This window comes from Pseudomonas sp. ASL9, assembly GCF_056680335.1.
The window spans coordinates 1,506,315-1,529,443 of the sequence record NZ_CM155277.1 but is presented as its reverse complement, the minus strand read 5'-3'; the positions used below and the strand labels follow the sequence as shown (position 1 = coordinate 1,529,443).

Sequence of the window (23,129 nt, the reverse complement as noted above, 5' to 3'; positions counted from 1 at the left end):
GCCGGAGTGGCCGGCATTTAATTGACTTAGTTGGTGACGCTCGGCAACCGTGCCCTGTGAAGATGACAATATTCTGCCACCCTCACGGGTTACGGGTTGTTATTGATGCCGCCAGCTTATTGCGCGTCGAAAGCCTGGCCGTTGATGCCGGTACTGTCGGGACCCATCAGGTACAGGTAGACCGGCATAATCTCTTCGGGGGTCGGGTTCTGCAGCGGGTTTTCCCCTGGGTAGGCCTGCGCGCGCATGCTGGTGCGCGTGGCGCCTGGGTTGATGCTGTTGGAACGCACGGGTGCGACACCGTCCAGCTCATCAGCCAGGCCCTGCATAAAGCCTTCAGTGGCGAATTTTGATACCCCGTAAGCGCCCCAGTAGGCGCGCCCCTTGCGTCCGACACTGCTGGAGGTGAACACCACCGACGCATCCTGGGACAGCTTGAGCAGTGGCAGCAAGGTGCTGGTCAGCATGAACATCCCGTTGACGTTGACATGCATGACGCGCATGAAATTCTCGCCGGACAATTGCTCGGTCGGCGTGCGCGGGCCAATGATCGACGCGTTGTGCAGCAAACCGTCCAGATGGCCGAATTCGGTCTCGATCATCGCCGCCAGTTCGTCGTATTGATGCGGCAGGGCGGTTTCTAGATTGAAAGGAATGACCGCTGGCTGAGGGTGGCCCGCCGCCTCGATCTCGTCATAGACCTGGGTCAGATTGGCTTCGGTTTTGCCCAGTAACAACACAGTGGCGCCATGTGCGGCGTATGCCTTGGCGGCAGCGGCGCCAATGCCACGGCCGGCACCGGTGATCAGAATCACCCGATCCTTGAGCAGTTCGGGACGAGCGGAATAATCAAACATGAAAAACCTCAATGGAAATAAATGACCCCAGGCAGGCCGCCGCGCTCCATTCGCGAATAAATTCGTTCCCACAGAGATCGCCTGGATTCTGTGAGAGCGAATTCATTCGCGAAGGCTTCAGCAGCGACACAATGCGTTATCCAGCACCTTGCGCAGGTCCAGCGGGTGATCGACCACTGCATCGGCACCCCAATGATCGGGATTGTCGTGCGGATGGATGTACCCATAACGCACGGCTGCGGTTTTGGTGCCGGCGTCGCGTCCGGACTCGATGTCACGCAGGTCGTCACCGACGAACAGCACGCTGGCCGGGTCCAGGTTGAGCATGCGACACGCCAGGATCAATGGCTCGGGGTGGGGTTTACTGTTGGTGACGTGATCGGGGCAGATCAGGATGGCGGACCGCTCGGCCAACCCCAGTTGCTCCATGATCGGTTGGGCAAAGCGCATCGGCTTGTTGGTGACCACGCCCCAAATCAGATGGGCTTTCTCGATGTCGGCGAGCAACTCGGCCATGCCGTCGAACAACCGGCTATGTACCGCGCAGTTGACTTGATAGCGTTCGAGAAACTCCAGGCGCAGTGCTTCGAATTCCGGCGCCATGGGTGACAGGGCGAATGCTGCCGAGACCATCGCCTGGGCACCGCCGGAAATTTCATCGCGAATCAGTTTGTCCGACACCGGCGCCAAACCGCGATCGGCAAGCATGCTCTGGCAGATCGCGATGAAATCCGGCGCGGTATCGAGCAACGTGCCGTCCATGTCGAACAAAACCGCTCTCAAACGCATGCCCTTATGCCTCTCGAAGTGTCTGGATCATGTAGTTGACGTCGACATCGGACGCCAGCTTGTAATGCTTGGTCAGCGGGTTGTAAGTCAGGCCGATGATGTCCTTTACCTGCAAGCCGGCTTCGCGACTCCAGGCGCCCAACTCGGAAGGACGGATGAATTTCTTGAAGTCGTGGGTGCCGCGTGGCAACAGGCCCATGATGTATTCGGCGCCCACGATGGCAAACAGATACGCCTTGGGGTTGCGGTTGATGGTGGAGAAAAACACCTGGCCACCGGGTTTGACCATGCGGAAGCAGGCGCGAATCACCGACGACGGGTCCGGCACATGTTCCAGCATCTCCAGGCATGTCACCACATCGAACTGCTCGGGCATCTCTTCAGCGAGGTCTTCGGCGGTGGTCTGCCGATAGTCGACAGTCACACCCGATTCCAATTGGTGCAACTGCGCTACCGCCAACGGCGCCTCGCCCATGTCGATGCCCATTACCGTGGCGCCGCGCAGGGCCATGGCTTCGCTGAGAATGCCGCCGCCGCAACCGACGTCCAGCACCTTTTTACCGGCCAGCTGGACGCGCTCGTCAATCCAGTTGACCCGCAGCGGGTTAATGTCATGCAGCGGCTTGAATTCGCTGTTGCGGTCCCACCAGCGATGGGCCAGGGCTTCGAATTTGGCGATTTCAGCGTGGTCAACGTTGCTCATGGGACGTCCTCTTGAACTTGATAATGCTGGCGAGCGTTCGGGCAATCGCCCGAGCGGTCTTTATTCTGTGCAGGCTGTGTGAAAACTACTGCGGGCTGGGCGACTTCGGCGCTACGCACACAATCCTGCGTTAAAAACAGGCTCGTGCGCGAGTCCGATCGGAATGCTCATTTACAACACGTAGACTCGAGTGCGAGCCCAGTCCGCTTCCTCGCCTGTTTTTGCCTTGTCTTGCCTTCGCTCGCTACGTTTTCACACAGCCTGCGGTCCCTGCTCATGATGACCAAGGATGCGCTGGCCCCAGGCTCTGGCAGTTTCTATGAGTGCTTGCTCATCCATTCGGGTCAGGCGTTTATCATCAAGCAACTGTTTGCCGGCAACCCAGACGTGGGTCACGCAATCGCGCCCCGTTGCATATATAAGCTGCGATACCGGGTCATACACCGGTTGCTGGGCCAGTCCGGACAGGTCGAAGGCTACTATATCGGCGGCTTTGCCGATCTCCAGTGAACCTGTCTGTGCCTGGATGCCCATGGCGCGGGCGCCGTTCAGGGTTGCCATGCGCAGGGCGCGGTGCGCGTCCAGTGCGGTAGCCGAGCCCGCGACAGCCTTGGCCAGCAAGGCGGCCGTGCGGGTTTCGCCGAGCAGATCCAGATCATTGTTACTGGCCGCGCCATCGGTGCCGACCGCGACATTGACGCCAGCCTGCCACAAGCGCTCTACCGGGCAAAAGCCGCTGGCCAGTTTCAGGTTCGATTCCGGGCAATGGATCACGCTGGAGTTGCTTTCTACCAGCAAAGCCAAGTCTTCATCGTTGACCTGGGTCATGTGCACCGCTTGAAAGCGTGGGCTCAGCAAACCAAGACGGGACAAGCGTGCCAGAGGCCTTTCATTGCGGTGTTCGACGGATTGCTCTACCTCGAAGGCGGTCTCATGCACATGCATGTGAATCATCGCGTCGAGTTCGTCAGCCAGAACCCGGATTTTTTCCAGGTTTTCATCGCTGATGGTGTAGGGCGCATGAGGGCCGAAGGCCACGTTTATTCGGGGGTGATGCTTGAGGTCGTTGAACAGCTCGACACCCATGTGCAGCGCTTCCTCGGGAGTGCGTGCGCCGGGAATCGGGAAATCCAGGACCGGCACGGTGATTTGCGCGCGAATTCCACTGTTATGCACCCGTTCGCTGGCAACTTTGGGGAAGAAATACATATCAGAGAAACAGGTAATGCCCCCTTTGAGCTGCTCGGCAATGGCCAGGTCGGTGCCGTCACGGACGAAGGCTTCATCGACCCATTTAGCTTCGGCGGGCCAGATGTGCTGCTCCAGCCAGGTCATCAGCGGCAAATCGTCGGCCAGCCCGCGAAACAAGGTCATGGCCGCGTGCCCGTGGGCGTTGATCAAGCCAGGGCTGAGTAGCATGCCCGGCAGTTCACGCACCTGCAGCGCGTTTTGCTTCAAGGCCTCGGCTCTGGGGCCGATGTACACGATAAGACCGTCGCGTATGCCCAGGCCGTGCTCTTTGAGAACCACGCCAGCAGGTTCGACCGGCACCAGCCAGGTGGGCAGGAGCAGCAGGTCGAGCGGGGCAGCAGCGTTGGGCATGGCGGGGCATCCAGAGCTTATATTCAGTGACGGCGAAGTATACCCGAGCGCCTTCTTGGGCGGCTCGCTATAATCGGCGGCTTTTGATGCTTTGCCTTCGATTTTAGCTTTCTATTTTTAAGTACATGGGGTGTGGAATGCGCGATCGACTATTGGCTGCGGAGAAGGTGAAAGCCATCGATTGGCGGGACGGCGCTCTGCACCTGCTCGATCAGCGCGTGTTGCCTTTCGAAGAAACCTGGCACGCGTACACCAGCGCGTCCGGTGTGGCCGAGGCCATTCGCTCAATGGTCGTGCGGGGTGCGCCAGCCATCGGCATCAGCGCGGCCTATGGCGTGGTATTGGCCGCGCGCGAGCGTTTTGCCGCAGGCGGCGATTGGCAGGCGGCATTGGAAGAAGACTTCACCCTGCTCGCTGAATCGCGGCCCACCGCCGTCAACCTGTTCTGGGCGCTGAATCGCATGCGCGAACGTCTGCAACGTTTGAAGGACGGCGAATCACCCTTGGCTGCGCTCGAGGCAGAAGCGGTGGGCATTCACTTGAGCGATCGCGAAGCCAACCTGACCATGGCCCAGCTCGGCGCCGACCTGATCCGCAAGCATCAGGGCAATCTGCAAACCGTCTTGACCCACTGCAATACCGGCGCGCTGGCAACGGGCGGTTTTGGCACTGCGCTGGGCGTGATCCGTGCTGCATACCTGGAAGGCATGATCGAGCGCGTTTACGCCGATGAAACCCGGCCATGGCTACAAGGGTCGCGGCTGACGGCCTGGGAGCTGGCCAACGAAGGCATCCCCGTCACTGTCACTGCCGACTCGGCTGCGGCGCACCTGATGCGTACCAAAGGCATCACCTGGGTCATCGTCGGTGCCGACCGCATCACGGCCAATGGTGATGTGGCGAACAAAATCGGTACGTATCAACTGGCCGTTGCCGCGATGCATCACGGCGTGCGCTTTATGGTCGTGGCCCCCAGTTCCACGATCGACATGGCCCTGGCCAGTGGCGAGGACATCCCCATCGAAGAGCGCGACGGACGTGAACTGTTGGAACTCGGCGGTCAGCGCGTGGGTGCTGACGTCGACGCTTTCAACCCGGTGTTCGACGTGACGCCCGCAGATCTGATCGATGCAATCGTCACCGAAAAGGGCATCGTAGAGCGTCCCGATGCCGCAAAAATGGCGCAACTGATGTGTCGCAAGCGGTTGCATTGACCCGCTTTTAAATACTCACACTTTCCCCGACATCGGCTGTAACGCTTCGCGGCCCGGTGTTTTCAGCTGAAAGCGCCGGATGCAGTAATTGAATGCCACGTAGTACACGACGGCATAGGCCAGTCCCAGAGGGAAGATCATCCAGCCGTTGGTGGATTGACCCCAGCCCAGCGCCATATCGATCGCGCCGCCAGAGAAGGTGAAGCCCAGGTGGATATCGAGCAGGTGAGTCAGCGCCATGGACAGACCTGTCAGCACTGCGTGGATCACGTACAGCATCGGCGCGAGGAACATGAAGGCGAACTCCACAGGCTCGGTAACCCCGGTCAGAAATGACGTCAGCGCCATGCACAGTAAAACCCCACCGATCAGTTTGCGCTGGCTGGACAAGGCGTTGCGGTACATCGCCAGACACGCCGCAGGCAGGCCGAACATCATCATCGGAAACATGCCCGCCATAAATTGCCCGGCATTCGGGTCGCCAGCGAAGTAGCGCGCCAGATCACCCGTTACCCTGCGTCCGGTGTCCAGTTCGGTGAAGGTGCCGAACACGAACCACACCAGATTGTTCAGGATGTGATGCAGGCCGGTGACAATCAGGATGCGGTTCATCACGCCGAAGGCAAACGCGCCGACGCTGCCACTCTCCAACATCAATTTGCCAAGGCTGTTGATGCCATCCTGCAAGGGTGGCCAAATCAGGCCGAAAACCACGCCCATACCGACTGCCGCCAGCCCGGTGGCGATGGGCACACACCGTCGTCCGCCGAAAAACGCCAGGTACTCCGGCAGCTCGATGTCCTTGAAACGGTTGTACAGCGAGCCGCCCATCAGGCCGCTGATGATGCCCGCGAGCACGCCCATGTCGATTTTTGGATCGAGCACCTGGAGCGTGGAAGTCATCACCAGATAACCGATGGCACCCGCCAGTCCTGCGGTGCCGTTGTTGTCGCGGGCGAAACCGACGGCGATGCCGATGGCAAAAATGAGGGCCAGGTTGGCGAAGATCGCATTGCCGGCGGCGTGCATGATCGCGATGTTCAGCAGGTCGGTATCACCCAGGCGCAGCAACAGGCCCGCAATCGGCAAGGTAGCGATCGGCAGCATCAGGGCGCGGCCAAGCCGCTGCAAGCCTTCGATCAGGTGCTGGTGCATGGCGTTGCTCCTTATTGTTATGCAGGGCGCTGCTCTCGCTCAGTGAGTGCGGGTGACTTTACTCAGGTGGCGGGGTTGATCGGGGTCCATGCCGCGCGCCTTGGCCAGACCTGCGGCCATCACGTAAAAGCTCTGGATGGCGAGGACCGGGTCCAGCGCCGGATGAGCAGCGCGGCTCAGGGTCAGGTCGCGTTGGGCGATGTCGTCCGGTGCCGCGAGCAGCACCCGGGCGCCTTGTTTGCGCATGTCGGCGGCGAAGCTCAATAAACTGGCCTGCTCAGCGCCACGCGGGGCGAAGATCAGCAGCGGATAGTGTTCATCCACCAGCGCCATGGGGCCGTGACGAACTTCGGCGCTGCTGAACGCTTCGGCCTGAATCGCCGAGGTTTCCTTGAGTTTCAGCGCAGCTTCCTGGGCAATGGCAAACCCAGCACCCCGACCGATCACCAGCAATCGCTGACAGTCGCGCAGGGCCTCGATGGCCGGGCTCCAATCTTGCGTTGCCGCGTCACGCAGGTGCTCGGGAAGTGCCAGCCCGGCAGCCAATAGGTGTTCATCCTGTTGCCAATGGCCAAGCAATCGGGTGCTGGCGCTTAACGTCGCGATAAAACTTTTGGTGGCGGCGACACTGCGTTCGGGTCCAGCACACAGGGGTAACACGTATTCGCTGGCCGCTTCCAGAGGCGAGTCTTCGGCATTGATCAGGGCTATGCTCAAGGCGCCGCGCTCACGCAGCGTGCGCAGGCTGTCCACCAGATCGGGGCTTTGCCCGGACTGGGAGAACGCGAAAACGGTTTGATTACGAACATGCATCGGCGAGTGCTGCAAGGTCACCACCGACATTGGCAGCGAGGCCACCGGCACGCCCGTCTGTTGCATGGTCAGGTAGGCGAAGTAACTGGCCGCATGGTCCGAACTGCCACGGGCAACGGTCATGATCACCTGGGGTGCGACGCGGCGCAGACGTTCAGCGACCGCGATCAGGGAGGGATCAAGACGCTGTAGCTGACGCTCGACGGCATCGCCGGACGACAGCGCTTCTTCAAGCATTTTTGAGTTCAATGGTTTCTCCTTCGCCCATGACGGCACGCAGATTCGGGGAACGATCAACCACCACGCAATCAGCCCAGCGCCCAGATTGCAAGCGTCCGCGCGCTTCCATGCTCAGATAATCGGCAGAGAATTGTGACAATCGTTGTGACGCTTCGGCCAGCGGCCGGCCGATCTTCACCCGACTGCGTGTGCATGCAGTTCGATAAAGCCGGGGCAGCAGGCTCGTCTGCGAAGATGATGGATCAGGCACCTGAGGGTTGAGGTGCGAGTGGTCTCAGGCCAGTCCTGTACCGATCAAAGAATGATCAAGGCCGGATCTCGACCAGGGTGCCGTCTTTGACCAGGTCCCAGAGTTCGCGCATGTCGGTGTTTCTCATGGCGATGCAGCCATCGGTCCAGTCCAGGGTCTGGAAATACCACTCCGGGTAATCATCGTTAACCGGCGTGCCATGGATCATGATCATGCTGCCCGGGTTGAAGCCATCGCGGCGGGCGCGAGCGGAGTCGCTGATGTTCGGGTAGGAAATATGCATCGCCAAGTTGTAACTGCCACTGACCTTGCGCCAGTCCAGCCAGTAAAGACCTTCCGGGGTGCGCTTGTCGCCTTCTCGAGTTTTTTGCCCCTTGGGCACTTTGCCCAGCGAGATGCGGTATGTTTTGAGCGGCTCGCCCTGGCTGATCAATTGCAGTTGGTGCACAGATTTCAGAATCAGTATTTTATCGATGTTTTTATCGGCGATGCTCTTTGTGTTGATTACTTTTCCACCGATGAACGCCTGCTCGCTGCCCTTGGGTACGATGGTTTCGGTGAACGCAGCCTGAGACAGCGAAACGACGCACAGGCAGGAAAGGGCAAGCAACCAACGCATTGAAACGGTATCCCTGAGCAAAGTATGGGCACCAAAGGTGCGCCAACGGAGTAGTTAGGTTTTTTTCATCTGCTGCGACGGGATTATGGACTCAGTTCGCACGGGGTAAACCTGTTGGATCCGGTCGGCAAAGTAGCATTCTAGGGTACGTCTTACCGTCATGAAAGCCAGCTCCGACCACGGAATGTCAGCTTCCTCAAAAAGCCGGACCTCCAGGCTCTCGATCCCTGCGGCAAATTCCAGATTCACCAGCTCGGCGCGATAAAACACGTGAACCTGACTGATGTGCGGCACATCGACCAGCATGTACAGGCTCAGGCCACGCACCGTGGCACAGGCTTCTTCCACCGTTTCGCGGCGGGCGGCCTGTTCGACCGTTTCACCGTTTTCCATGAAGCCGGCCGGCAACGTCCAGTACCCCAGGCGCGGCTCGATGGCGCGACGGCATAAAAGCACCTGCGTGCCCCATATGGGTAGGCAGCCGGCAACAATATTCGGGTTTTGATAATGGACGGTCTGGCAATGCTCGCAGACATAACGCAAGCGGCTATCGCCCTCGGGGATGCGCTGAGTGACCGGGTTGCCGCACTGGCTGCAGAATTTCATGCTTAAGTTCGATTCCTGAAAGCAGCCGCTATCTTGGCGTGCCACACTAAGGTCGGCAAGCTGAGCTTTCTGGACGGCTCAATTGAGAGGCGGCGTTGCCTTACAAAGTGTTGGGCGCACCACTGCTTTGGTGCATGATGCGGTGTAGGTAACAGATCGAGATTCCCCATGCTGGACGAGCTACTTCGCCGTGTAAGCAGTCATACGCCGCGTACGTTGGAAACAGACCCGCGTTTTCCCGAGGCCGCTGTACTAGTGCCTATCACCCGCAGTGACGAACCTGAGTTGATTCTGACTTTGCGCGCCAGCGGTTTGTCGACCCATGGCGGCGAAGTCGCCTTCCCCGGTGGGCGACGTGATCCCGAAGACCCGGACCTTATCTTTACCGCTCTGCGTGAGGCCAAAGAAGAAATCGGTCTGCCGCCCGGGCTGGTCGAAGTGATCGGCCCGCTCAGCCCGTTGATTTCTTTGCATGGGATTCGAGTCACGCCTTACGTGGGGATAATTCCCGACTTCGTCGAGTACCAGGCCAACGACGCCGAAATTGCGGCTGTCTTCAGTGTGCCGCTGGCGTTCTTTCGCGAGGATCCGCGTGAACACACTCACCGTATCGATTACCAGGGTCTCAGTTGGTATGTGCCGAGCTATCGTTTTGGCGAATTCAAAATCTGGGGCCTGACCGCGATCATGATTGTCGAGCTGATCAACGTGCTGTACGACGCCGACATCAGTCTGCACAAACCGCCTGAGCGGTTCATTAATATCTGATTTACCCACGGCCGCAGCGCCATGAGGACAACACTATGAATTACCGCTTGGGGGCCTCCCGTGTCGAAACCCATCCGCAAAGCTGGGTCGCACCTACCGCTACCCTGATTGGCAAGGTCAAGCTCGAAGCTGGCGCCAGCGTCTGGTTTGGCGCGGTGTTGCGTGGCGACAACGAGCTGATCCATATCGGTGAAAACAGCAACGTACAAGACGGCACCGTGATGCACACCGACATGGGGTCACCGCTGACCATCGGTAAAAACGTCACCATCGGCCATAACGTCATGTTGCATGGCTGCACGGTGGGCGATTGCAGCCTGATTGGCATCAACTCTGTAATCCTTAACGGCGCGAAGATCGGCAACTACTGCATCATCGGCGCCAATTCGCTGATTGGCGAAGGCAAGGAGATTCCCGACGGCTCGCTGGTCATGGGCTCGCCCGGCAAAGTGGTACGTGAACTGACCGACGTGCAGAAAAAAATGCTCGAAGCCAGCGCTGCGCATTACGTGCACAACGCCCAGCGCTATGCGCGTGACCTTGCGCCGCAGGAAGACTGATGAGCGCGGAACGACCGGTTGCCTCACCTTGTGTGAGTATTTGTGCGCTGGATGAGGCGGATATCTGTCTAGGCTGTCAGCGCACCGTCGAGGAAATCACCCGTTGGAGCCGCATGGACAACGCTGAGCGTCGCGTGGTGCTCGGGCGCTGTCATGAGCGGGCGCGGGACAGCGGTATTCTGTGGACGTTGGGTGTGAATACCCGCTCCTGATTCTGGCGCCTCGCTCATCCTGGGCGGGGCCTAAGCTCGCTGCTTCGTGGTAAATTGCGCGCCTTTCTTCTCCCCCATGAGTCGCTCGCCACTGGCGGGCTGACTCGATGATCTGCTCCACGAGGACCTGAGATGACTCAAATCGGAACGCCACTGTCGCCTACCGCGACGCGCGTATTGCTCTGTGGTTGCGGCGAGCTTGGCAAGGAATTGGTGATCGAACTGCAACGCCTGGGCGTCGAAGTGATCGCCGTTGACCGTTACGCCAACGCGCCAGCGATGCAGGTTGCGCATCGCAGCCATGTGATCAACATGCTCGACGGCACCGCCCTGCGCGCAGTGATCGAGGCCGAAAAGCCGCACTACATCGTCCCGGAAATCGAAGCCATTGCGACCGCGACCTTGGTCGAACTGGAAGCCGAAGGCTTCACCGTGATCCCCACCGCTCGCGCCGCTTTGTTGACCATGAACCGCGAAGGTATTCGTCGTCTGGCCGCTGAAGAGCTGGACCTGCCAACCTCGCCGTATCACTTCGCCGACACGTTCGAAGACTACCGCCAGGCAGTGGAAGACCTTGGTTTCCCTTGCGTGGTCAAACCGGTCATGAGTTCGTCGGGTAAAGGCCAAAGCCTGCTCAAAAGCACCGACGACGTGCAGAGTGCCTGGGAGTACGCGCAAGAAGGCGGTCGTGCCGGCAAAGGCCGGGTGATCATCGAAGGCTTCATCGATTTCGATTACGAAATAACCCTGTTGACCGTGCGTCATATTGGCGGCACCACCTTCTGCGCGCCGGTCGGGCACCGTCAGGAGAAGGGTGACTATCAGGAATCCTGGCAGCCGCAGGTCATGAGCCCGATTGCTCTGGCAGAGTCCGAGCGGGTTGCGCGCGCAGTGACCGAAGCCTTGGGTGGTCGTGGTCTGTTTGGCGTCGAGTTGTTCATCAAGGGCGATCAGGTCTGGTTCAGCGAAGTCTCGCCTCGTCCGCATGATACCGGCCTGGTGACTCTGATTTCTCAGGATCTGTCGCAGTTCGCGCTGCATGCGCGGGCGATTCTCGGTCTACCGATCCCCTTGATCCGTCAGTTCGGACCCTCGGCTTCGGCAGTGATTCTGGTTGAAGGCAAGTCAACGCAAACCAGTTTCGCCAACCTGGGTGCGGCCTTGAGTGAGCCCGACACGGCGCTGCGCCTGTTCGGCAAGCCGGAAGTCAACGGTCAGCGACGCATGGGCGTGGCGTTGGCTCGCGACGAAACCATCGAAGCCGCCCGCGCCAAAGCGACGCGCGCGTCCAAAGCGGTCAAGGTTCAACTGTAATAACGATTCGCAGGCAAGCCTGCTCCCGCGGGGGATTTGCGTCAGACACAGGGTGTGTGTCCGACCTCAACTCTGTGGGAGGCCCCGCCGCGTCTTCGACGCTGCGCTATCAAACAACAGATAAGTTATTGAAAAATAAAGCATAAATTTCGTTATATTTTTAGCCAAACACAGATTTGTAGGAGCTGCCGAAGGCTGCGATCACCCCGGGGTCGCGTCCGACGGAACCGGTCGCTTTCTTGAGACCGCTGAAGGTCGTGCCGGTCGCCCGTGACCCCGGCCTATCGCAGCCTTCGGCAGCTCCTACATCGGATTTCCCTCGCTCCGGCGTTGCTCCGGGGGGCGCCGCAAGGGGCCATCCATGGCCCCGTGCGGCTAACTCGGCGTCCTGCCTCGTTACCCCCTGCGCAACGCCTGCGCTCGGCCTCCTGGAAAAGGGGCCTTGCCGTAATTCGATACTCAATTCACTTAAAAATCAAAGGCAAATCAAGACCCCGGTGGGAGCGAATTTATTCGCGAAGGCGGCTTATCTGGCACACCGCCACCGATCACGACACACAAATCACAACCCAGTTTGCTGCGCGACAGCCCAGCGTCGAAGACGGGGGCCTCCCGCAGAGTTGAGGTCGGACACAAATCCTGTGTATGACGCAAATCCCCTGTGGTGCTTGCAACTACGCGTCCCGCTGCGAATGGCTTGATGCGGTCTGTCAGGCTATCCGATCCAGATCTCTTTCCCGCGTCTCTTTCAAGCACAGCACAGCGATCAAGCTGAGCAAGGCTGCTGCCGACACATACCCGCCGACCCAGCTCAAGCCGCCCATCGCCACCAGTTTCTGGGCGAAGAAGGGCGCCACTGACGCGCCCACGATGCCGCCCAGGTTGTACGCCGCAGAAGCGCCGGTATAGCGTACGCGTGTGGGAAACAGTTCAGGCAGCATCGCGCCCATCGGGGCGAAGGTCACGCCCATCAGGAACAGTTCGATGCACAGGAACAGCGCAACGGCCCAGGTGGTGCCATAGGTCAGCAAGGGTTCCATGGTGAAACCCGACAGAATCGCCAGCACGCCGCCAATGATCAGCACTGGTTTACGCCCGAAACGATCACTGGCCCAGGCCGCCAATGGCGTGGCTGCTGCCATGAATAGCACGGCGAAGCACAGCAGGCCGAGGAACGTCTCGCGGCTGTAGCCGAGGGTCGATACGCCGTAGCTCAGGGAAAACACGGTCGAGATGTAGAACAGCGCGTAGCACACCACCATCGACGCAGCGCCCAGAAGCATAGGGCGCCAGTATTGGCTAAGGAGTTCCACCAGGGGCATCTTGACCTGCTCATGCCGGGCGATGGCGTTGGCGAAGATCGGTGTTTCCTCAAGCTTGAGCCGTACGTATAGGCCGACCATCACCAGCAACGCGCTGAGTAAAAACGGAATGCGCCAGCCCCAGGAGCGGAACTGTTCGTCATTGAGCGTCATGGCCAGAGTCAGAAATAGCCCGTTAGCCGCCAGAAACCCAATCGATGGGCCTAGCTGCGGAAACATGCCGAACCAGGCACGCTTGCCCTTGGGCGCGTTTTCCGTGGCGAGCAAGGCTGCGCCACCCCATTCGCCACCCAGCCCGAGCCCTTGGCCGAAACGCAATACACACAACAGAATCGGGGCCCAGGCGCCAATCGTGGCATAGCCGGGCAGTACGCCGATCAGGGTGGTGCAGATGCCCATCAACAACAGGGAGGCTACCAGCGTCGATTTACGGCCAATGCGGTCGCCGAAATGGCCGAACAGCGCCGAACCCAGCGGCCGCGCAAGAAAGGCGATGCCGAAGGTCAGAAACGCCGACATCATTTGTGCAGTGCCAGACGTCTGTGGGAAGAACACCGGCCCGATGACCAGTGCGGCAGCGGTGGCATACACGTAAAAATCGTAAAACTCGATGGCGGTGCCAATGAAGCTGGCTACGGCGACACGCCGGGTTGAGTTAGCCGGTTTCGACGCCGCGGCGTCGTTGTCCAAAGTCGTGCTACTGGTCATGCGGATGTCCCCGGTAATTTTTTGTTTTTAGGGTCTGGCTAGGGTGCAGAGAATGGTGCGTGTCCGGAGGGTAGCGCCGAGCAGATGAGCGTGAATCGGCGAGAGTCTAAACGACTGCACGGGTGATGCTGTTCTGCCACATCATGACTCGGGTAACCCGATTGTCTTCAGTTTCGAGAATTTCCAGGCGGTATGGACCGATCTTCAGGCATACCGAGCTATCAGGGATGGTTTCCAGCGCTTCGGTGACCAGGCCATTGAGGGTTTTCGGTCCGTCGGAGGGTAGGTGCCAGCCGAGACTTTTGTTCAGCTCGCGAATCGACGCAGCGCCATCAACCACCAGGCGGCCGTCGGTTTGCGGGTGGATATGCGGGTTGTCGAGGCTTTGCTCGTTTTCAAATTCGCCGACAATTTCTTCGAGGATGTCTTCCAGGCTGACGATGCCGAGCACCTCGCCGTACTCATCGACGACCACGCCCAGGCGCCGCTGTTGTTTATGGAAATTCAGCAGTTGCAGTTGCAGTGGGGTGCTTTCCGGTACGAAATAAGGGTCGTAGCAGGCGGCGATCAGGTCTTCTTTGGTCAGGTCGGCACGTGGCAGCAAATGGCTGATCTGGCGTGTATTGAGTACGCCTTCTACCTGGTTGATGTCGTTGTGGTACACCGGCAGCCGTGTATGACGCGAGATAATCAGTTGCTCGATGATGCGTTGGATCGGGTCGTCCAGATTGATGCCGTCGACCTCGCTGCGCGGCACCAGAATGTCATTCACCGTAATGCTGTCCAGCGCGTGAATGCCCGATAGCACGTGTGAGCGGCTGGGCTGATTATCCTGCGAGCCGTCGTGGAGCGAGACCATCAGCGGTACTTCATTGTCCTTTTTTCGGGCGTTCGGCTTGTCACTGATGCCAAAAGGTCGCAGCAGCGTGCAAGCGATGGCAGAGAACAGCCAGGCCAGGGGGAAAAGTAGCTTCATGGGCAGGCGCAGGGTGCTGTTACCCAGCATCAATATGGTTTCTGGGTAACGTGCAGCCAGGATACGCGGGATGAACTCGGCAAAGATCAACAGCACACTGCTGACGCCGATCCACGCCAGCGTCGGCCCGCTGCTGTACCAGAAGTGCAGCGCCAACAGCATGCTGATAATGGTGACCAGTACTTTGATCAGGGTATTGCTCAGGATCAGGCTGCCCAGTCCAAACGCGAGCTTTGGCGTGGCAATGTCAGTGGAGCGGCCGTTCGGGCGCGTCGCCTTGAGGCGGTGGTGCGCGGCCTCGACCGCCGTCAGCAAGCCGGACCATAGAATCAGCAGGGTCAATACACCAAGCATTGGGCCGATGGGCAGGTTATCCATGATCAACGCCCGTCAGATGTGCAAAATGAATTCGCGTACCAGCTTGCTGCCGAAATACGCCAGCATCAGCAGGCAAAAGCCGCCCAGAGTCCAGCGAATTGCCTTGTGCCCGCGCCAGCCGAGACGGTTGCGTCCCCACAGCAGTACGCTGAAAACGACCCAGGCCAGGCACGCTAGCAGCGTTTTATGCACCAAGTGCTGGGCGAACAGGTTTTCGACAAACAGCCAGCCTGAGATCAGCGAAAGGGAAAGCAGGCTCCAGCCGGCCCAGAGAAAGCCGAACAACAGACTTTCCATGGTTTGCAGCGGTGGGAAGTTCTTGATCAGTCCGGACGGACGCTTGTGCTTGAGTTGGTGATCTTGTATCAGCACCAGCAAGGCCTGAAACACCGCAATGGTGAACATGCCGTATGCCAGGATCGACAGCAGAATGTGGGCCAGAATGCCCGGCGCTTCATCGATGGCTTGTACGGTGCCGGTGGGCGCGAACTGTGCAAGCAGTACCGTTGCGACCCCTAGGGGGAACAGCAGTACCAGCAGGTTTTCCACGGGTATTCGCGCACAGGCGATCATGGTCAGGGCAATGACCGCCACCGCAATCAGGCTCGCGGCACTGAAAAAGTCCAGGCCCAGGCCGACAGGTGTAATCAGCTGGGTGTAAAGGCTGAACCCGTGAGCGAGTACGGCGAAGCCGCCGAGCAGACAAAGTAGACGTTTATCCACCTTTGCACCTTGGCGCAGGCGGATGCTTTGATAAAGGGTCGCAGCGGCATATAAGCAGGCGGCGGCGAGACTGGGAAGCAAGCTGGGTGACAAGGGAAGCATAAATCCTGTTAGGCAAGCCCGAAAGACGCTGAGTTTCGCATAGAACCGACATTTCACGAAAGACTACAGAAGCAGACTCGATGGTGTCCGTCCAGCAGAGTCTTCGCTATAATCCGTCACCTGCTCAAGTCGCAGGCTCGTCAAACACTATTTTTAGCCGTTGTTTTCAGCAGCGGGCCACCACGAGCCGGACCGCACCAACCGGGGTTCAACTAGAGCCTGAAAGGATCGCGCATGTTTGAAAACCTTACAGACCGCCTCTCGCAGACGCTGCGCCATGTTACTGGCAAGGCCAAGCTGACCGAGGACAATATCAAAGACACCTTGCGCGAAGTGCGTATGGCTTTGCTTGAAGCCGACGTCGCCTTGCCGGTGGTTAAAGACTTCGTCAATAAGGTCAAGGACCGGGCTGTCGGTACCGAGGTGTCGCGTAGCCTGACGCCGGGCCAGGCGTTCGTGAAGATCGTTCAGGCCGAGCTCGAAGAGCTGATGGGTGTGGCCAACGAAGATCTGGTCCTCAACGTCACGCCACCGGCCGTGGTCTTGATGGCGGGCTTGCAGGGCGCTGGTAAAACCACCACCGCCGGCAAGCTGGCGCGCTTTCTTAAAGAGCGCAGAAAGAAAAGCGTGATGGTGGTCTCGGTGGACGTCTATCGTCCCGCGGCCATCAAACAGTTGGAAACCCTGGCCAACGAAATCGGCGTGACGTTCTTTCCGTCCGATATCAGCCAGAAGCCGGTAGAGATCGCGCTGGCGGCTGTTAAAGAAGCCACGCTGAAATTCATCGATGTGGTCATCGTCGATACCGCCGGTCGCTTGCACATCGATGTCGAGATGATGGGCGAGATCCAGGCATTGCACGTCGCGCTCAAGCCTGCCGAGACGCTGTTCGTGGTCGACGCCATGACCGGTCAGGATGCGGCCAACACCGCCAAGGCCTTTGGCGATGCATTGCCATTGACCGGTGTGATCCTCACCAAAGTCGACGGTGATGCCCGTGGCGGCGCGGCGCTGTCGGTGCGTGCGATTACCGGCAAGCCGATCAAGTTCATCGGTATGGGCGAAAAAAGCGACGCGCTCGAGCCTTTCCACCCGGATCGGATCGCCTCGCGCATTCTTGGCATGGGCGATGTGCTCAGCCTGATCGAACAGGCCGAACAGAGCCTCGATAAAGACAAAGCCGATAAACTGGCGAAAAAACTGAAGAAGGGCAAAGGCTTCGACCTCGAAGACTTCCGCGATCAGTTGCAGCAAATGAAAAACATGGGTGGCCTCGGCGGGCTCATGGACAAGCTGCCGAACATGGGCGGGGTGAATCTCGCGCAGATGGGCAATGCCCAGGGCGCAGCTGAAAAACAGTTCAAACAGATGGAAGCCATCATCAACTCGATGACCCCGGCCGAACGCCGTGACCCGGACCTGATCAGCGGCTCGCGCAAGCGCCGGATCTCCATGGGTTCAGGGACTCAGGTGCAGGACATCGGGCGTCTGATCAAGCAGCACAAGCAGATGCAGAAGATGATGAAGAAATTCTCCGCCAAAGGCGGTATGGCAAAAATGATGCGCGGCATGGGCGGAATGTTGCCCGGCGGCGGCATGCCGAGGATGTAATTGCGTCGCGCAGGAGATCCTTCCTGCGCATCCCTACAGGGAGGGTAACCTCCAGTAACCCTGCTGTTTGCAGGGTTGATAAGCCGTTGTTCGCAGCGGCTCCATAGCAGATCTGGATGGCATGCCGATAGGCGCCGGAAAAAGACATTTGCAAATGTCCGGATATTCCTTAGAATATGCGGCCTTTCGGGCACCTATGCCCGCTGTGCATCTTAAGATTTGCAGCACCGACTACAGGAACGATGTCCACATGCTAACCATCCGTCTCGCCCTTGGCGGCTCCAAAAAGCGCCCGTTTTACCACCTCACCGTGACCGACAGCCGCAACCCACGCGACGGTTCACACAAGGAACAAGTTGGTTTCTTCAACCCGGTTGCCCGTGGTCAAGAAATCCGTTTGTCCGTGAACGAAGAGCGTGTAGCTCACTGGTTGAGCGTTGGTGCACAACCTTCTGAGCGTGTTGCTCAGTTGTTGAAGGAAAATGCTAAGGCTGCGGCCTGAGCAATATGAACGCGACGCCTGCAGTAGCCGAAGATTTGATCGTTATCGGCAAGATTTATTCTATTCATGGCGTTCGCGGCGAAGTGAAGGTTTATTCCTTTACTGATCCGATTGGAAACCTGTTGGATTACAAAACCTGGACGCTTCGGCGCGAAGGCGATGTGCGACAGGTAGAGCTGGTCAGCGGACGCTTGCAAAACAAGTTCCTGGTCGTAAAGCTCAAGGGTCTCGATGACCGTGAAGAAGCTCGTCTTCTGTCCGGTTTTGAGGTCTGCGTGCCGCGCAACCTGTTCCCTGATCTGACCGACGGCGAGTACTACTGGTACCAGCTGGAGGGTCTTAAGGTCATCGACCACCTCGGGCAATTGCTCGGGAAAATCGATCATCTTCTGGAAACTGGCTCGAACGATGTAATTGTGGTCAAGCCTTGTGCAGGCAGCTTGGATGATCGCGAACGCCTGTTGCCCTATACGGAGCAATGTGTGTTGGCAGTCGACCTGGGTGCTGGCGAGATGAAGGTGGATTGGGATGCGGACTTCTAAGCGACATGGCTAGCCTACGCGTAGAAGTGATCAGTCTGTTCCCCGAGATGTTTTCCGCCATCAGCGACTACGGCATTACCAGCCGTGCGGTGAAACAAGGGCTTTTACAGCTTACTTGTTGGAATCCGCGGGACTACACCACAGATCGACATCACACTGTGGACGATCGCCCATTTGGCGGTGGTCCGGGCATGGTGATGAAGATCAAGCCCCTTGAAGACGCCTTGGTTCAGGCCAGGCAGGCAGCAGGGGATGCGGCGAAGGTTATTTACCTGTCGCCACAAGGCCGTCAACTGACTCAGTCGGCGGTACGCGAACTGGCGCAAGGGGAAGCATTTATCCTCATCGCAGGTCGTTATGAAGGCATTGACGAGCGTTTTATTGAAGCTCATGTCGATGAAGAGTGGTCGATTGGTGATTATGTACTTTCCGGTGGCGAGCTGCCGGCGATGGTCCTGATAGATGCGGTTACGCGGCTGCTGCCTGGAGCTTTAGGGCATGCGGACTCTGCGGAGGAAGATTCCTTCACGGATGGTCTGCTGGATTGCCCGCATTACACCCGACCGGAGGTGTATGCGGATCAGCGTGTTCCCGACGTGTTGCTAAGTGGCAATCACGCACACATCCGGCGTTGGCGTTTACAGCAGTCCCTTGGGCGGACCTATGAACGACGCGCCGATCTTCTGGAAAGCCGCTCGCTTTCTGGAGAAGAGAAGAAGCTGCTGGCGGAGTATATCCGTGAGCGGAACGATAGTTAACGTATCGATGGTAGATCCTGATGATCTGCCTTAGGAGCACAGCATGACTAACAAAATCATTCTGCAACTCGAAGCTGAGCAGATGACTAAAGAGATCCCTCCCTTTGCCCCGGGCGACACTGTTGTCGTTCAGGTGAAAGTGAAGGAAGGCGACCGTTCGCGTCTGCAAGCGTTCGAAGGCGTTGTAATTGCCAAGCGTAACCGTGGTGTGAACAGTGCTTTCACTGTTCGTAAAATCTCCAACGGTGTTGGTGTAGAGCGTACTTTCCAGACCTACAGCCCGCAAATCGACAGCATGGCTGTGAAACGTCGCGGTGACGTTCGCAAAGCCAAACTGTACTACCTGCGTGACCTGTCCGGTAAAGCAGCTCGTATCAAAGAAAAACTGTCTTAAGTTCAGTCTTTCTGATGCAAAAAAAAGCAGCCTAAGGGCTGCTTTTTTGTTGTCCGGTTTTTAATCGCCTTCAGACAACGCTCGCCGCGCCGTGACCCGGTGTGGAAAACTGCCACCGCCTTTATTGCAGAAGCCTTGAATAACATGCCCGCTATCGACCACCCGCTGATCGACCGTTTTCTGGACACGTTATGGCTGGAAAAAGGCCTGTCGGACAATACTCGCGATGCTTATCGCAGCGATCTGGTCTTGTTCAATGGCTGGTTGCAGGAACAAGGCGTCGAATTGAGCCGTGCCGGTCGTGAGCTGATTCTCGATCACTTGGCCTGGCGCCTGGACAAGGCCTACAAGCCCCGTTCGACGGCGCGCTTTCTGTCCGGCCTGCGCGGGTTTTATCGGTTTTTGCTGCGGGAAAAACTGATCCAGGTCGACCCGACCCTGCAGGTCGACATGCCGCAACTGGGCAGGCCCTTGCCCAAGTCACTGTCTGAAGCCGATGTGGAAGCACTATTGACCGCGCCGGATCTTGGTGAGGCCATCGGTCAGCGTGATCGGGCCATGCTTGAGGTGCTATATGCCTGCGGTTTGCGCGTCACCGAACTGATCAGCCTGACGCTTGATCAAGTCAATTTACGTCAGGGTGTCGTGCGGGTCATGGGCAAGGGGAACAAGGAGCGACTGGTGCCCATGGGGGAGGAGGCGATTGTCTGGGTCGAGCGCTACCTGCGTGACGCCCGTTCGGAGCTGCTGAACGGACGGCCCAGTGACGTGCTATTCCCCAGTCAGCGGGGTGAACAGATGACCCGCCAGACGTTCTGGTATCGCATCAAGCACCAGGCCAAGGTCGCCGGAATCGGTAAATCCCTGTCACCGCATACCTTGCGCCATGCCTTTGCAACGCACCTGCTCAATCACGGTGCGGACCTGCGTGTGGTGCAGATGCTGTTGGGGCACAGTGATTTGTCCACCACGCAGATATACACTCATGTGGCCCGCGCCAGATTGCAGGAAATGCACGCAAAGCATCACCCGCGCGGCTGATTTGGCAGGCCTGCTTGCGGAGTGTCTTATGTCAGTCTCGGTCGGCCCCACAGCCCTTATGTGATACGCTTTGCCGGTTTCGCAAATTGGGTATCGCTAAAACGCCTTCGGTCCTCAGCGACCGCCGTTTTTAGTCACATCCATCTGTCCACCGCTCAAGGAGTCCCCATGCGCGTGACCCGAATTTTCGCCGCCGCAGTTTTTGCGCTGGCCAGTACGCTCAGTCTGTTTGCTCAGGCTGATGATGCCTCCGATAAAGCCATCCGCAAGACCCTTGAATCGCTGCAGCTTGAACTGCCAGTCGAAAGCATTGCCAGCAGCCCGTTGGCTGGCTTGTACGAAGTCAAACTCAAAGGCGGTCGCGTGCTGTATGCCAGCGCTGACGGCCAATTCGTGATGCAGGGGTATCTGTTCCAGATGCAGGACGGTAAACCGGTCAACCTGACCGAGAAGACCGAACGCCTGGCCATTTCGCAAACCATCAACGGAATTCCTGCGGGTGAAATGGTGGTGTATCCAGCCATCGGCGAAACCAAATCACACATCACCGTGTTTACGGATACCACCTGCCCGTATTGCCACAAGCTGCACGCTGAAGTCCCTGAGCTGAATCGTCTGGGCATTGAAGTGCGCTACGTTGCCTTCCCGCGTCAGGGACTGGGTTCGCCAGGTGATGAGCAGCTGCAGGCGGTCTGGTGCTCCAAGGATCGCAAAAGCGCCATGGACCGTATGGTCGGCGGCAAAAATATCGAAGCACCCAAATGCACCAATCCGGTGGCCAAGCAATTTGCCATAGGCCAATCGATTGGTGTCAATGGCACGCCAGCCATCGTGCTGGCGGACGGTCAGGTAATTCCGGGCTATCAGCCGGCTCCGCAAGTGGCCAAGCTGGCATTAAGCGCCCAATAATCCTGCCTCGCCAGGGTTAGCTTTTGACGATCATGGGGCTGCGGGCTTGCCGCAGCTTCAACAAATAGAGGGCCACCTTGCAGGTGGCTGTTTTCACGGCCGGCCTTGCGTCGGCCGTTTTATGGGGAGTTCATAGTGAAACCGGTCAAAGTAGGCATCTGTGGGCTGGGTACTGTCGGTGGCGGTACCTTCAACGTACTTCAGCGTAACGCCGAAGAGATTTCTCGCCGCGCGGGCCGCGACATCGAAGTTGCGCAAATTGCCATGCGTACGCCAAATCCCCTCTGCCAGATTACCGGTACCCCCATTACCCACGACGTCTTTGCCGTCGCGACCAACCCTGAAATCGATATTGTCATCGAACTGATCGGCGGCTACACCATTGCGCGTGATCTGGTCCTGCTGGCCATCGAGAACGGCAAACATGTCGTCACTGCCAACAAGGCACTGATTGCCGTGCACGGTAACGAGATCTTCGCCAAGGCCCGCGAGAAGGGCGTGATCGTTGCGTTCGAAGCCGCTGTTGCCGGTGGCATTCCGGTGATCAAGGCGATTCGTGAAGGCCTGGCGGCCAACCGCATTAACTGGGTCGCCGGGATCATCAACGGTACGGGCAACTTCATCCTTACCGAAATGCGCGAAAAGGGCCGCACCTTTGCTGACGTGCTGGCCGAAGCGCAAGCCTTGGGTTACGCCGAAGCCGATCCAACCTTCGACGTCGAAGGCATTGATGCCGCGCACAAGCTGACCATTCTTGCGTCGATTGCCTTTGGCATTCCACTGCAATTCGACAAGGCCTACACCGAAGGCATCACCAAGCTGACCACCGCGGACGTAAACTACGCCGAGGCGCTGGGCTATCGCATCAAGCACCTGGGCGTGGCACGCAGTACGGCTGCTGGCATCGAGCTGCGGGTTCATCCGACCTTGATCCCGGCAGACCGCCTGATCGCCAACGTCAATGGCGTGATGAACGCGGTGATGGTCAATGGTGATGCGGCGGGTTCGACCCTGTTCTATGGCGCGGGTGCCGGCATGGAGCCTACCGCTTCTTCCGTGATCGCCGATCTGGTCGACGTCGTTCGCGCCATGACCTCCGATCCAGAGAATCGTGTGCCGCACCTGGCCTTCCAGCCGGACTCGTTGTCCGATCACCCGATCCTGCCAATCGAAGCCTGTGAAAGCGCTTATTACCTGCGTATCCAGGCCAAGGATCATCCGGGTGTCCTGGCGCAGGTGGCGAGTATCCTGTCCGAACGCGGGATCAACATCGAATCGATCATGCAGAAAGAAGTCGAAGAGCACGACGGTCTGGTGCCGATGATTCTGCTGACCCACCGCGTGCTTGAACAGCGCATGAACGATGCGATCACTGCCCTTGAAGCGTTGCAGGACGTGGTTGGCAGCGTGGTGCGTATTCGTGTCGAACAGTTGAACTAACAGCGGCTATCGAATCAAGCA

23 protein-coding genes and 2 pseudogenes are annotated in these 23,129 nt (G+C 58.5%); 13 read left to right on the top strand and 12 right to left on the bottom strand.

Annotation, left to right across the window (positions count from 1 at the left end; all coding sequences use genetic code 11):
- Window positions 1–116 precede the first annotated feature (116 nt).
- The 4 genes from AC1ME2_RS07120 to AC1ME2_RS07105 all read right to left on the bottom strand — a co-directional run bounded on the left by AC1ME2_RS07120 (window position 117) and on the right by AC1ME2_RS07105 (window position 3,951).
- Window positions 117–857 (bottom strand): YciK family oxidoreductase, encoded by a 741-nt coding sequence (locus AC1ME2_RS07120; RefSeq protein ID WP_480440074.1) that lies wholly within the window; start codon window positions 855–857, stop codon window positions 117–119.
- Window positions 858–974: 117 nt separating this feature from the next.
- Window positions 975–1,646 (bottom strand): N-acetylmuramic acid 6-phosphate phosphatase MupP, encoded by a 672-nt coding sequence (gene mupP, locus AC1ME2_RS07115; RefSeq protein ID WP_480440073.1) that lies wholly within the window; start codon window positions 1,644–1,646, stop codon window positions 975–977.
- Window positions 1,647–1,650: 4 nt separating this feature from the next.
- A complete protein-coding gene (ubiG, locus tag AC1ME2_RS07110) occupies window positions 1,651–2,349 on the bottom strand; it encodes a bifunctional 2-polyprenyl-6-hydroxyphenol methylase/3-demethylubiquinol 3-O-methyltransferase UbiG (RefSeq protein WP_443691295.1) in 699 nt (232 codons plus the stop codon).
- A 252-nt stretch (window positions 2,350–2,601) separates the two neighbouring features.
- A complete protein-coding gene (locus tag AC1ME2_RS07105) occupies window positions 2,602–3,951 on the bottom strand; it encodes a TRZ/ATZ family hydrolase (protein ID WP_480440072.1) in 1,350 nt (449 codons plus the stop codon).
- Window positions 3,952–4,088: 137 nt separating this feature from the next.
- Between AC1ME2_RS07105 and mtnA the strand changes: the two genes are divergently transcribed.
- Window positions 4,089–5,165, top strand: coding sequence for an S-methyl-5-thioribose-1-phosphate isomerase (mtnA, locus tag AC1ME2_RS07100; protein ID WP_480440071.1), 1,077 nt, complete (start codon window positions 4,089–4,091; stop codon window positions 5,163–5,165).
- 45 nt (window positions 5,166–5,210) lie between these two features.
- Here mtnA and AC1ME2_RS07095 read toward each other — a convergent pair.
- From AC1ME2_RS07095 to AC1ME2_RS07075, 5 genes and pseudogenes are all read right to left on the bottom strand, one after another.
- Window positions 5,211–6,320, bottom strand: a pseudogene (locus AC1ME2_RS07095) (PTS transporter subunit EIIC); the annotation flags it as partial.
- A gap of 39 nt (window positions 6,321–6,359) precedes the next feature.
- Window positions 6,360–7,382, bottom strand: coding sequence for an SIS domain-containing protein (locus tag AC1ME2_RS07090; RefSeq protein WP_480440070.1), 1,023 nt, complete (start codon window positions 7,380–7,382; stop codon window positions 6,360–6,362).
- Window positions 7,363–7,560, bottom strand: a pseudogene (locus AC1ME2_RS07085) (N-acetylglucosamine-6-phosphate deacetylase); the annotation flags it as partial. The gene AC1ME2_RS07090 and the pseudogene AC1ME2_RS07085, both read right to left, overlap by 20 nt.
- A 118-nt stretch (window positions 7,561–7,678) precedes the next feature.
- On the bottom strand, window positions 7,679–8,242 hold the full coding sequence (locus tag AC1ME2_RS07080; RefSeq protein ID WP_480440069.1) for a L,D-transpeptidase family protein: 564 nt from the start codon (window positions 8,240–8,242) through the stop codon (window positions 7,679–7,681).
- 54 nt (window positions 8,243–8,296) lie between these two features.
- On the bottom strand, window positions 8,297–8,848 hold the full coding sequence (locus AC1ME2_RS07075; RefSeq protein ID WP_480442036.1) for an NUDIX hydrolase: 552 nt from the start codon (window positions 8,846–8,848) through the stop codon (window positions 8,297–8,299).
- A gap of 168 nt (window positions 8,849–9,016) precedes the next feature.
- Between AC1ME2_RS07075 and AC1ME2_RS07070 the strand changes: the two genes are divergently transcribed.
- The 4 genes from AC1ME2_RS07070 to purT all read left to right on the top strand — a co-directional run bounded on the left by AC1ME2_RS07070 (window position 9,017) and on the right by purT (window position 11,702).
- Window positions 9,017–9,616 carry a CoA pyrophosphatase gene (locus AC1ME2_RS07070; protein ID WP_480440068.1) on the top strand — a complete coding sequence of 200 codons (600 nt, stop codon included), beginning with the start codon at window positions 9,017–9,019 and terminating at the stop codon, window positions 9,614–9,616.
- Between the two features lie 35 nt (window positions 9,617–9,651).
- On the top strand, window positions 9,652–10,176 hold the full coding sequence (locus AC1ME2_RS07065) for a gamma carbonic anhydrase family protein (protein ID WP_480440067.1): 525 nt from the start codon (window positions 9,652–9,654) through the stop codon (window positions 10,174–10,176).
- Entirely contained in the window at window positions 10,173–10,388 is a 216-nt protein-coding gene (locus AC1ME2_RS07060) for a DUF1289 domain-containing protein (RefSeq protein WP_480442035.1), read from the top strand. Before AC1ME2_RS07065 ends, AC1ME2_RS07060 begins: the two co-directional genes overlap by 4 nt.
- Window positions 10,389–10,520: 132 nt before the next feature.
- Window positions 10,521–11,702: a formate-dependent phosphoribosylglycinamide formyltransferase gene (purT, locus tag AC1ME2_RS07055; RefSeq protein ID WP_480440066.1), complete on the top strand. Its 1,182-nt coding sequence runs from the start codon at window positions 10,521–10,523 to the stop codon at window positions 11,700–11,702.
- Between the two features lie 710 nt (window positions 11,703–12,412).
- Here the strand turns inward: purT and AC1ME2_RS07050 are convergent.
- The 3 genes from AC1ME2_RS07050 to AC1ME2_RS07040 all read right to left on the bottom strand — a co-directional run bounded on the left by AC1ME2_RS07050 (window position 12,413) and on the right by AC1ME2_RS07040 (window position 15,911).
- Window positions 12,413–13,732, bottom strand: coding sequence for an MFS transporter (locus AC1ME2_RS07050; protein ID WP_480440065.1), 1,320 nt, complete (start codon window positions 13,730–13,732; stop codon window positions 12,413–12,415).
- Window positions 13,733–13,838: 106 nt separating this feature from the next.
- The gene (locus AC1ME2_RS07045; RefSeq protein WP_480440064.1) at window positions 13,839–15,086 is read right to left on the bottom strand and encodes an HlyC/CorC family transporter; all 1,248 of its coding nucleotides are present in this window, start codon (window positions 15,084–15,086) and stop codon (window positions 13,839–13,841) included.
- Between the two features lie 12 nt (window positions 15,087–15,098).
- Window positions 15,099–15,911: a cytochrome C assembly family protein gene (locus AC1ME2_RS07040; RefSeq protein WP_480440063.1), complete on the bottom strand. Its 813-nt coding sequence runs from the start codon at window positions 15,909–15,911 to the stop codon at window positions 15,099–15,101.
- 234 nt (window positions 15,912–16,145) lie between these two features.
- On the opposite strand from AC1ME2_RS07040, the gene ffh reads away from it, so the two are divergent.
- The 8 genes from ffh (at window position 16,146) to AC1ME2_RS07000 (ending at window position 23,108) form a co-directional block, all read left to right on the top strand.
- Window positions 16,146–17,522, top strand: a complete 1,377-nt coding sequence (ffh, locus tag AC1ME2_RS07035; RefSeq protein WP_480440062.1) for a signal recognition particle protein — start codon at window positions 16,146–16,148, stop codon at window positions 17,520–17,522.
- A 250-nt stretch (window positions 17,523–17,772) separates the two neighbouring features.
- Window positions 17,773–18,024: a 30S ribosomal protein S16 gene (rpsP, locus tag AC1ME2_RS07030; protein WP_480440061.1), complete on the top strand. Its 252-nt coding sequence runs from the start codon at window positions 17,773–17,775 to the stop codon at window positions 18,022–18,024.
- Between the two features lie 5 nt (window positions 18,025–18,029).
- Window positions 18,030–18,566: a ribosome maturation factor RimM gene (gene rimM / locus AC1ME2_RS07025; protein ID WP_480440060.1), complete on the top strand. Its 537-nt coding sequence runs from the start codon at window positions 18,030–18,032 to the stop codon at window positions 18,564–18,566.
- Window positions 18,567–18,571: 5 nt separating this feature from the next.
- Complete coding sequence (gene trmD / locus AC1ME2_RS07020) at window positions 18,572–19,324, top strand: tRNA (guanosine(37)-N1)-methyltransferase TrmD (protein WP_480440059.1); 753 nt, start codon at window positions 18,572–18,574, stop codon at window positions 19,322–19,324.
- 43 nt (window positions 19,325–19,367) lie between these two features.
- The gene (rplS, locus tag AC1ME2_RS07015; protein WP_296248607.1) at window positions 19,368–19,718 is read left to right on the top strand and encodes a 50S ribosomal protein L19; all 351 of its coding nucleotides are present in this window, start codon (window positions 19,368–19,370) and stop codon (window positions 19,716–19,718) included.
- A 144-nt stretch (window positions 19,719–19,862) separates the two neighbouring features.
- Window positions 19,863–20,759 carry a site-specific tyrosine recombinase XerD gene (gene xerD / locus AC1ME2_RS07010; protein WP_480440058.1) on the top strand — a complete coding sequence of 299 codons (897 nt, stop codon included), beginning with the start codon at window positions 19,863–19,865 and terminating at the stop codon, window positions 20,757–20,759.
- A gap of 168 nt (window positions 20,760–20,927) precedes the next feature.
- Entirely contained in the window at window positions 20,928–21,668 is a 741-nt protein-coding gene (locus tag AC1ME2_RS07005) for a thioredoxin fold domain-containing protein (protein WP_480440057.1), read from the top strand.
- A gap of 135 nt (window positions 21,669–21,803) precedes the next feature.
- The gene (locus tag AC1ME2_RS07000; protein ID WP_480440056.1) at window positions 21,804–23,108 is read left to right on the top strand and encodes a homoserine dehydrogenase; all 1,305 of its coding nucleotides are present in this window, start codon (window positions 21,804–21,806) and stop codon (window positions 23,106–23,108) included.
- The last annotated feature ends 21 nt before the right edge of the window (window positions 23,109–23,129 follow it).

Excerpts from the sequence above, each read along its gene's own strand:
- AC1ME2_RS07050 (WP_480440065.1), bottom strand. The coding sequence starts at position 13,732 with ATGACCAGTAGCACGACTTTGGACAACGACGCCGCGGCGTCGAAACCG.
- AC1ME2_RS07005 (WP_480440057.1), top strand. The coding sequence starts at position 20,928 with ATGCGCGTGACCCGAATTTTCGCCGCCGCAGTTTTTGCGCTGGCCAGT.
- AC1ME2_RS07070 (WP_480440068.1), top strand. The coding sequence starts at position 9,017 with ATGCTGGACGAGCTACTTCGCCGTGTAAGCAGTCATACGCCGCGTACG.
- AC1ME2_RS07105 (WP_480440072.1), bottom strand. The coding sequence starts at position 3,951 with ATGCCCAACGCTGCTGCCCCGCTCGACCTGCTGCTCCTGCCCACCTGG.
- ffh (WP_480440062.1), top strand. The coding sequence starts at position 16,146 with ATGTTTGAAAACCTTACAGACCGCCTCTCGCAGACGCTGCGCCATGTT.
- rplS (WP_296248607.1), top strand. The coding sequence starts at position 19,368 with ATGACTAACAAAATCATTCTGCAACTCGAAGCTGAGCAGATGACTAAA.
- AC1ME2_RS07075 (WP_480442036.1), bottom strand. The coding sequence starts at position 8,848 with ATGAAATTCTGCAGCCAGTGCGGCAACCCGGTCACTCAGCGCATCCCC.
- trmD (WP_480440059.1), top strand. The coding sequence starts at position 18,572 with ATGGCTAGCCTACGCGTAGAAGTGATCAGTCTGTTCCCCGAGATGTTT.
- purT (WP_480440066.1), top strand. The coding sequence starts at position 10,521 with ATGACTCAAATCGGAACGCCACTGTCGCCTACCGCGACGCGCGTATTG.
- xerD (WP_480440058.1), top strand. The coding sequence starts at position 19,863 with ATGCCCGCTATCGACCACCCGCTGATCGACCGTTTTCTGGACACGTTA.
- ubiG (WP_443691295.1), bottom strand. The coding sequence starts at position 2,349 with ATGAGCAACGTTGACCACGCTGAAATCGCCAAATTCGAAGCCCTGGCC.
- AC1ME2_RS07080 (WP_480440069.1), bottom strand. The coding sequence starts at position 8,242 with ATGCGTTGGTTGCTTGCCCTTTCCTGCCTGTGCGTCGTTTCGCTGTCT.
- mupP (WP_480440073.1), bottom strand. The coding sequence starts at position 1,646 with ATGCGTTTGAGAGCGGTTTTGTTCGACATGGACGGCACGTTGCTCGAT.
- mtnA (WP_480440071.1), top strand. The coding sequence starts at position 4,089 with ATGCGCGATCGACTATTGGCTGCGGAGAAGGTGAAAGCCATCGATTGG.
- AC1ME2_RS07120 (WP_480440074.1), bottom strand. The coding sequence starts at position 857 with ATGTTTGATTATTCCGCTCGTCCCGAACTGCTCAAGGATCGGGTGATT.
- AC1ME2_RS07045 (WP_480440064.1), bottom strand. The coding sequence starts at position 15,086 with ATGGATAACCTGCCCATCGGCCCAATGCTTGGTGTATTGACCCTGCTG.
- AC1ME2_RS07065 (WP_480440067.1), top strand. The coding sequence starts at position 9,652 with ATGAATTACCGCTTGGGGGCCTCCCGTGTCGAAACCCATCCGCAAAGC.
- rpsP (WP_480440061.1), top strand. The coding sequence starts at position 17,773 with ATGCTAACCATCCGTCTCGCCCTTGGCGGCTCCAAAAAGCGCCCGTTT.
- AC1ME2_RS07040 (WP_480440063.1), bottom strand. The coding sequence starts at position 15,911 with ATGCTTCCCTTGTCACCCAGCTTGCTTCCCAGTCTCGCCGCCGCCTGC.
- rimM (WP_480440060.1), top strand. The coding sequence starts at position 18,030 with ATGAACGCGACGCCTGCAGTAGCCGAAGATTTGATCGTTATCGGCAAG.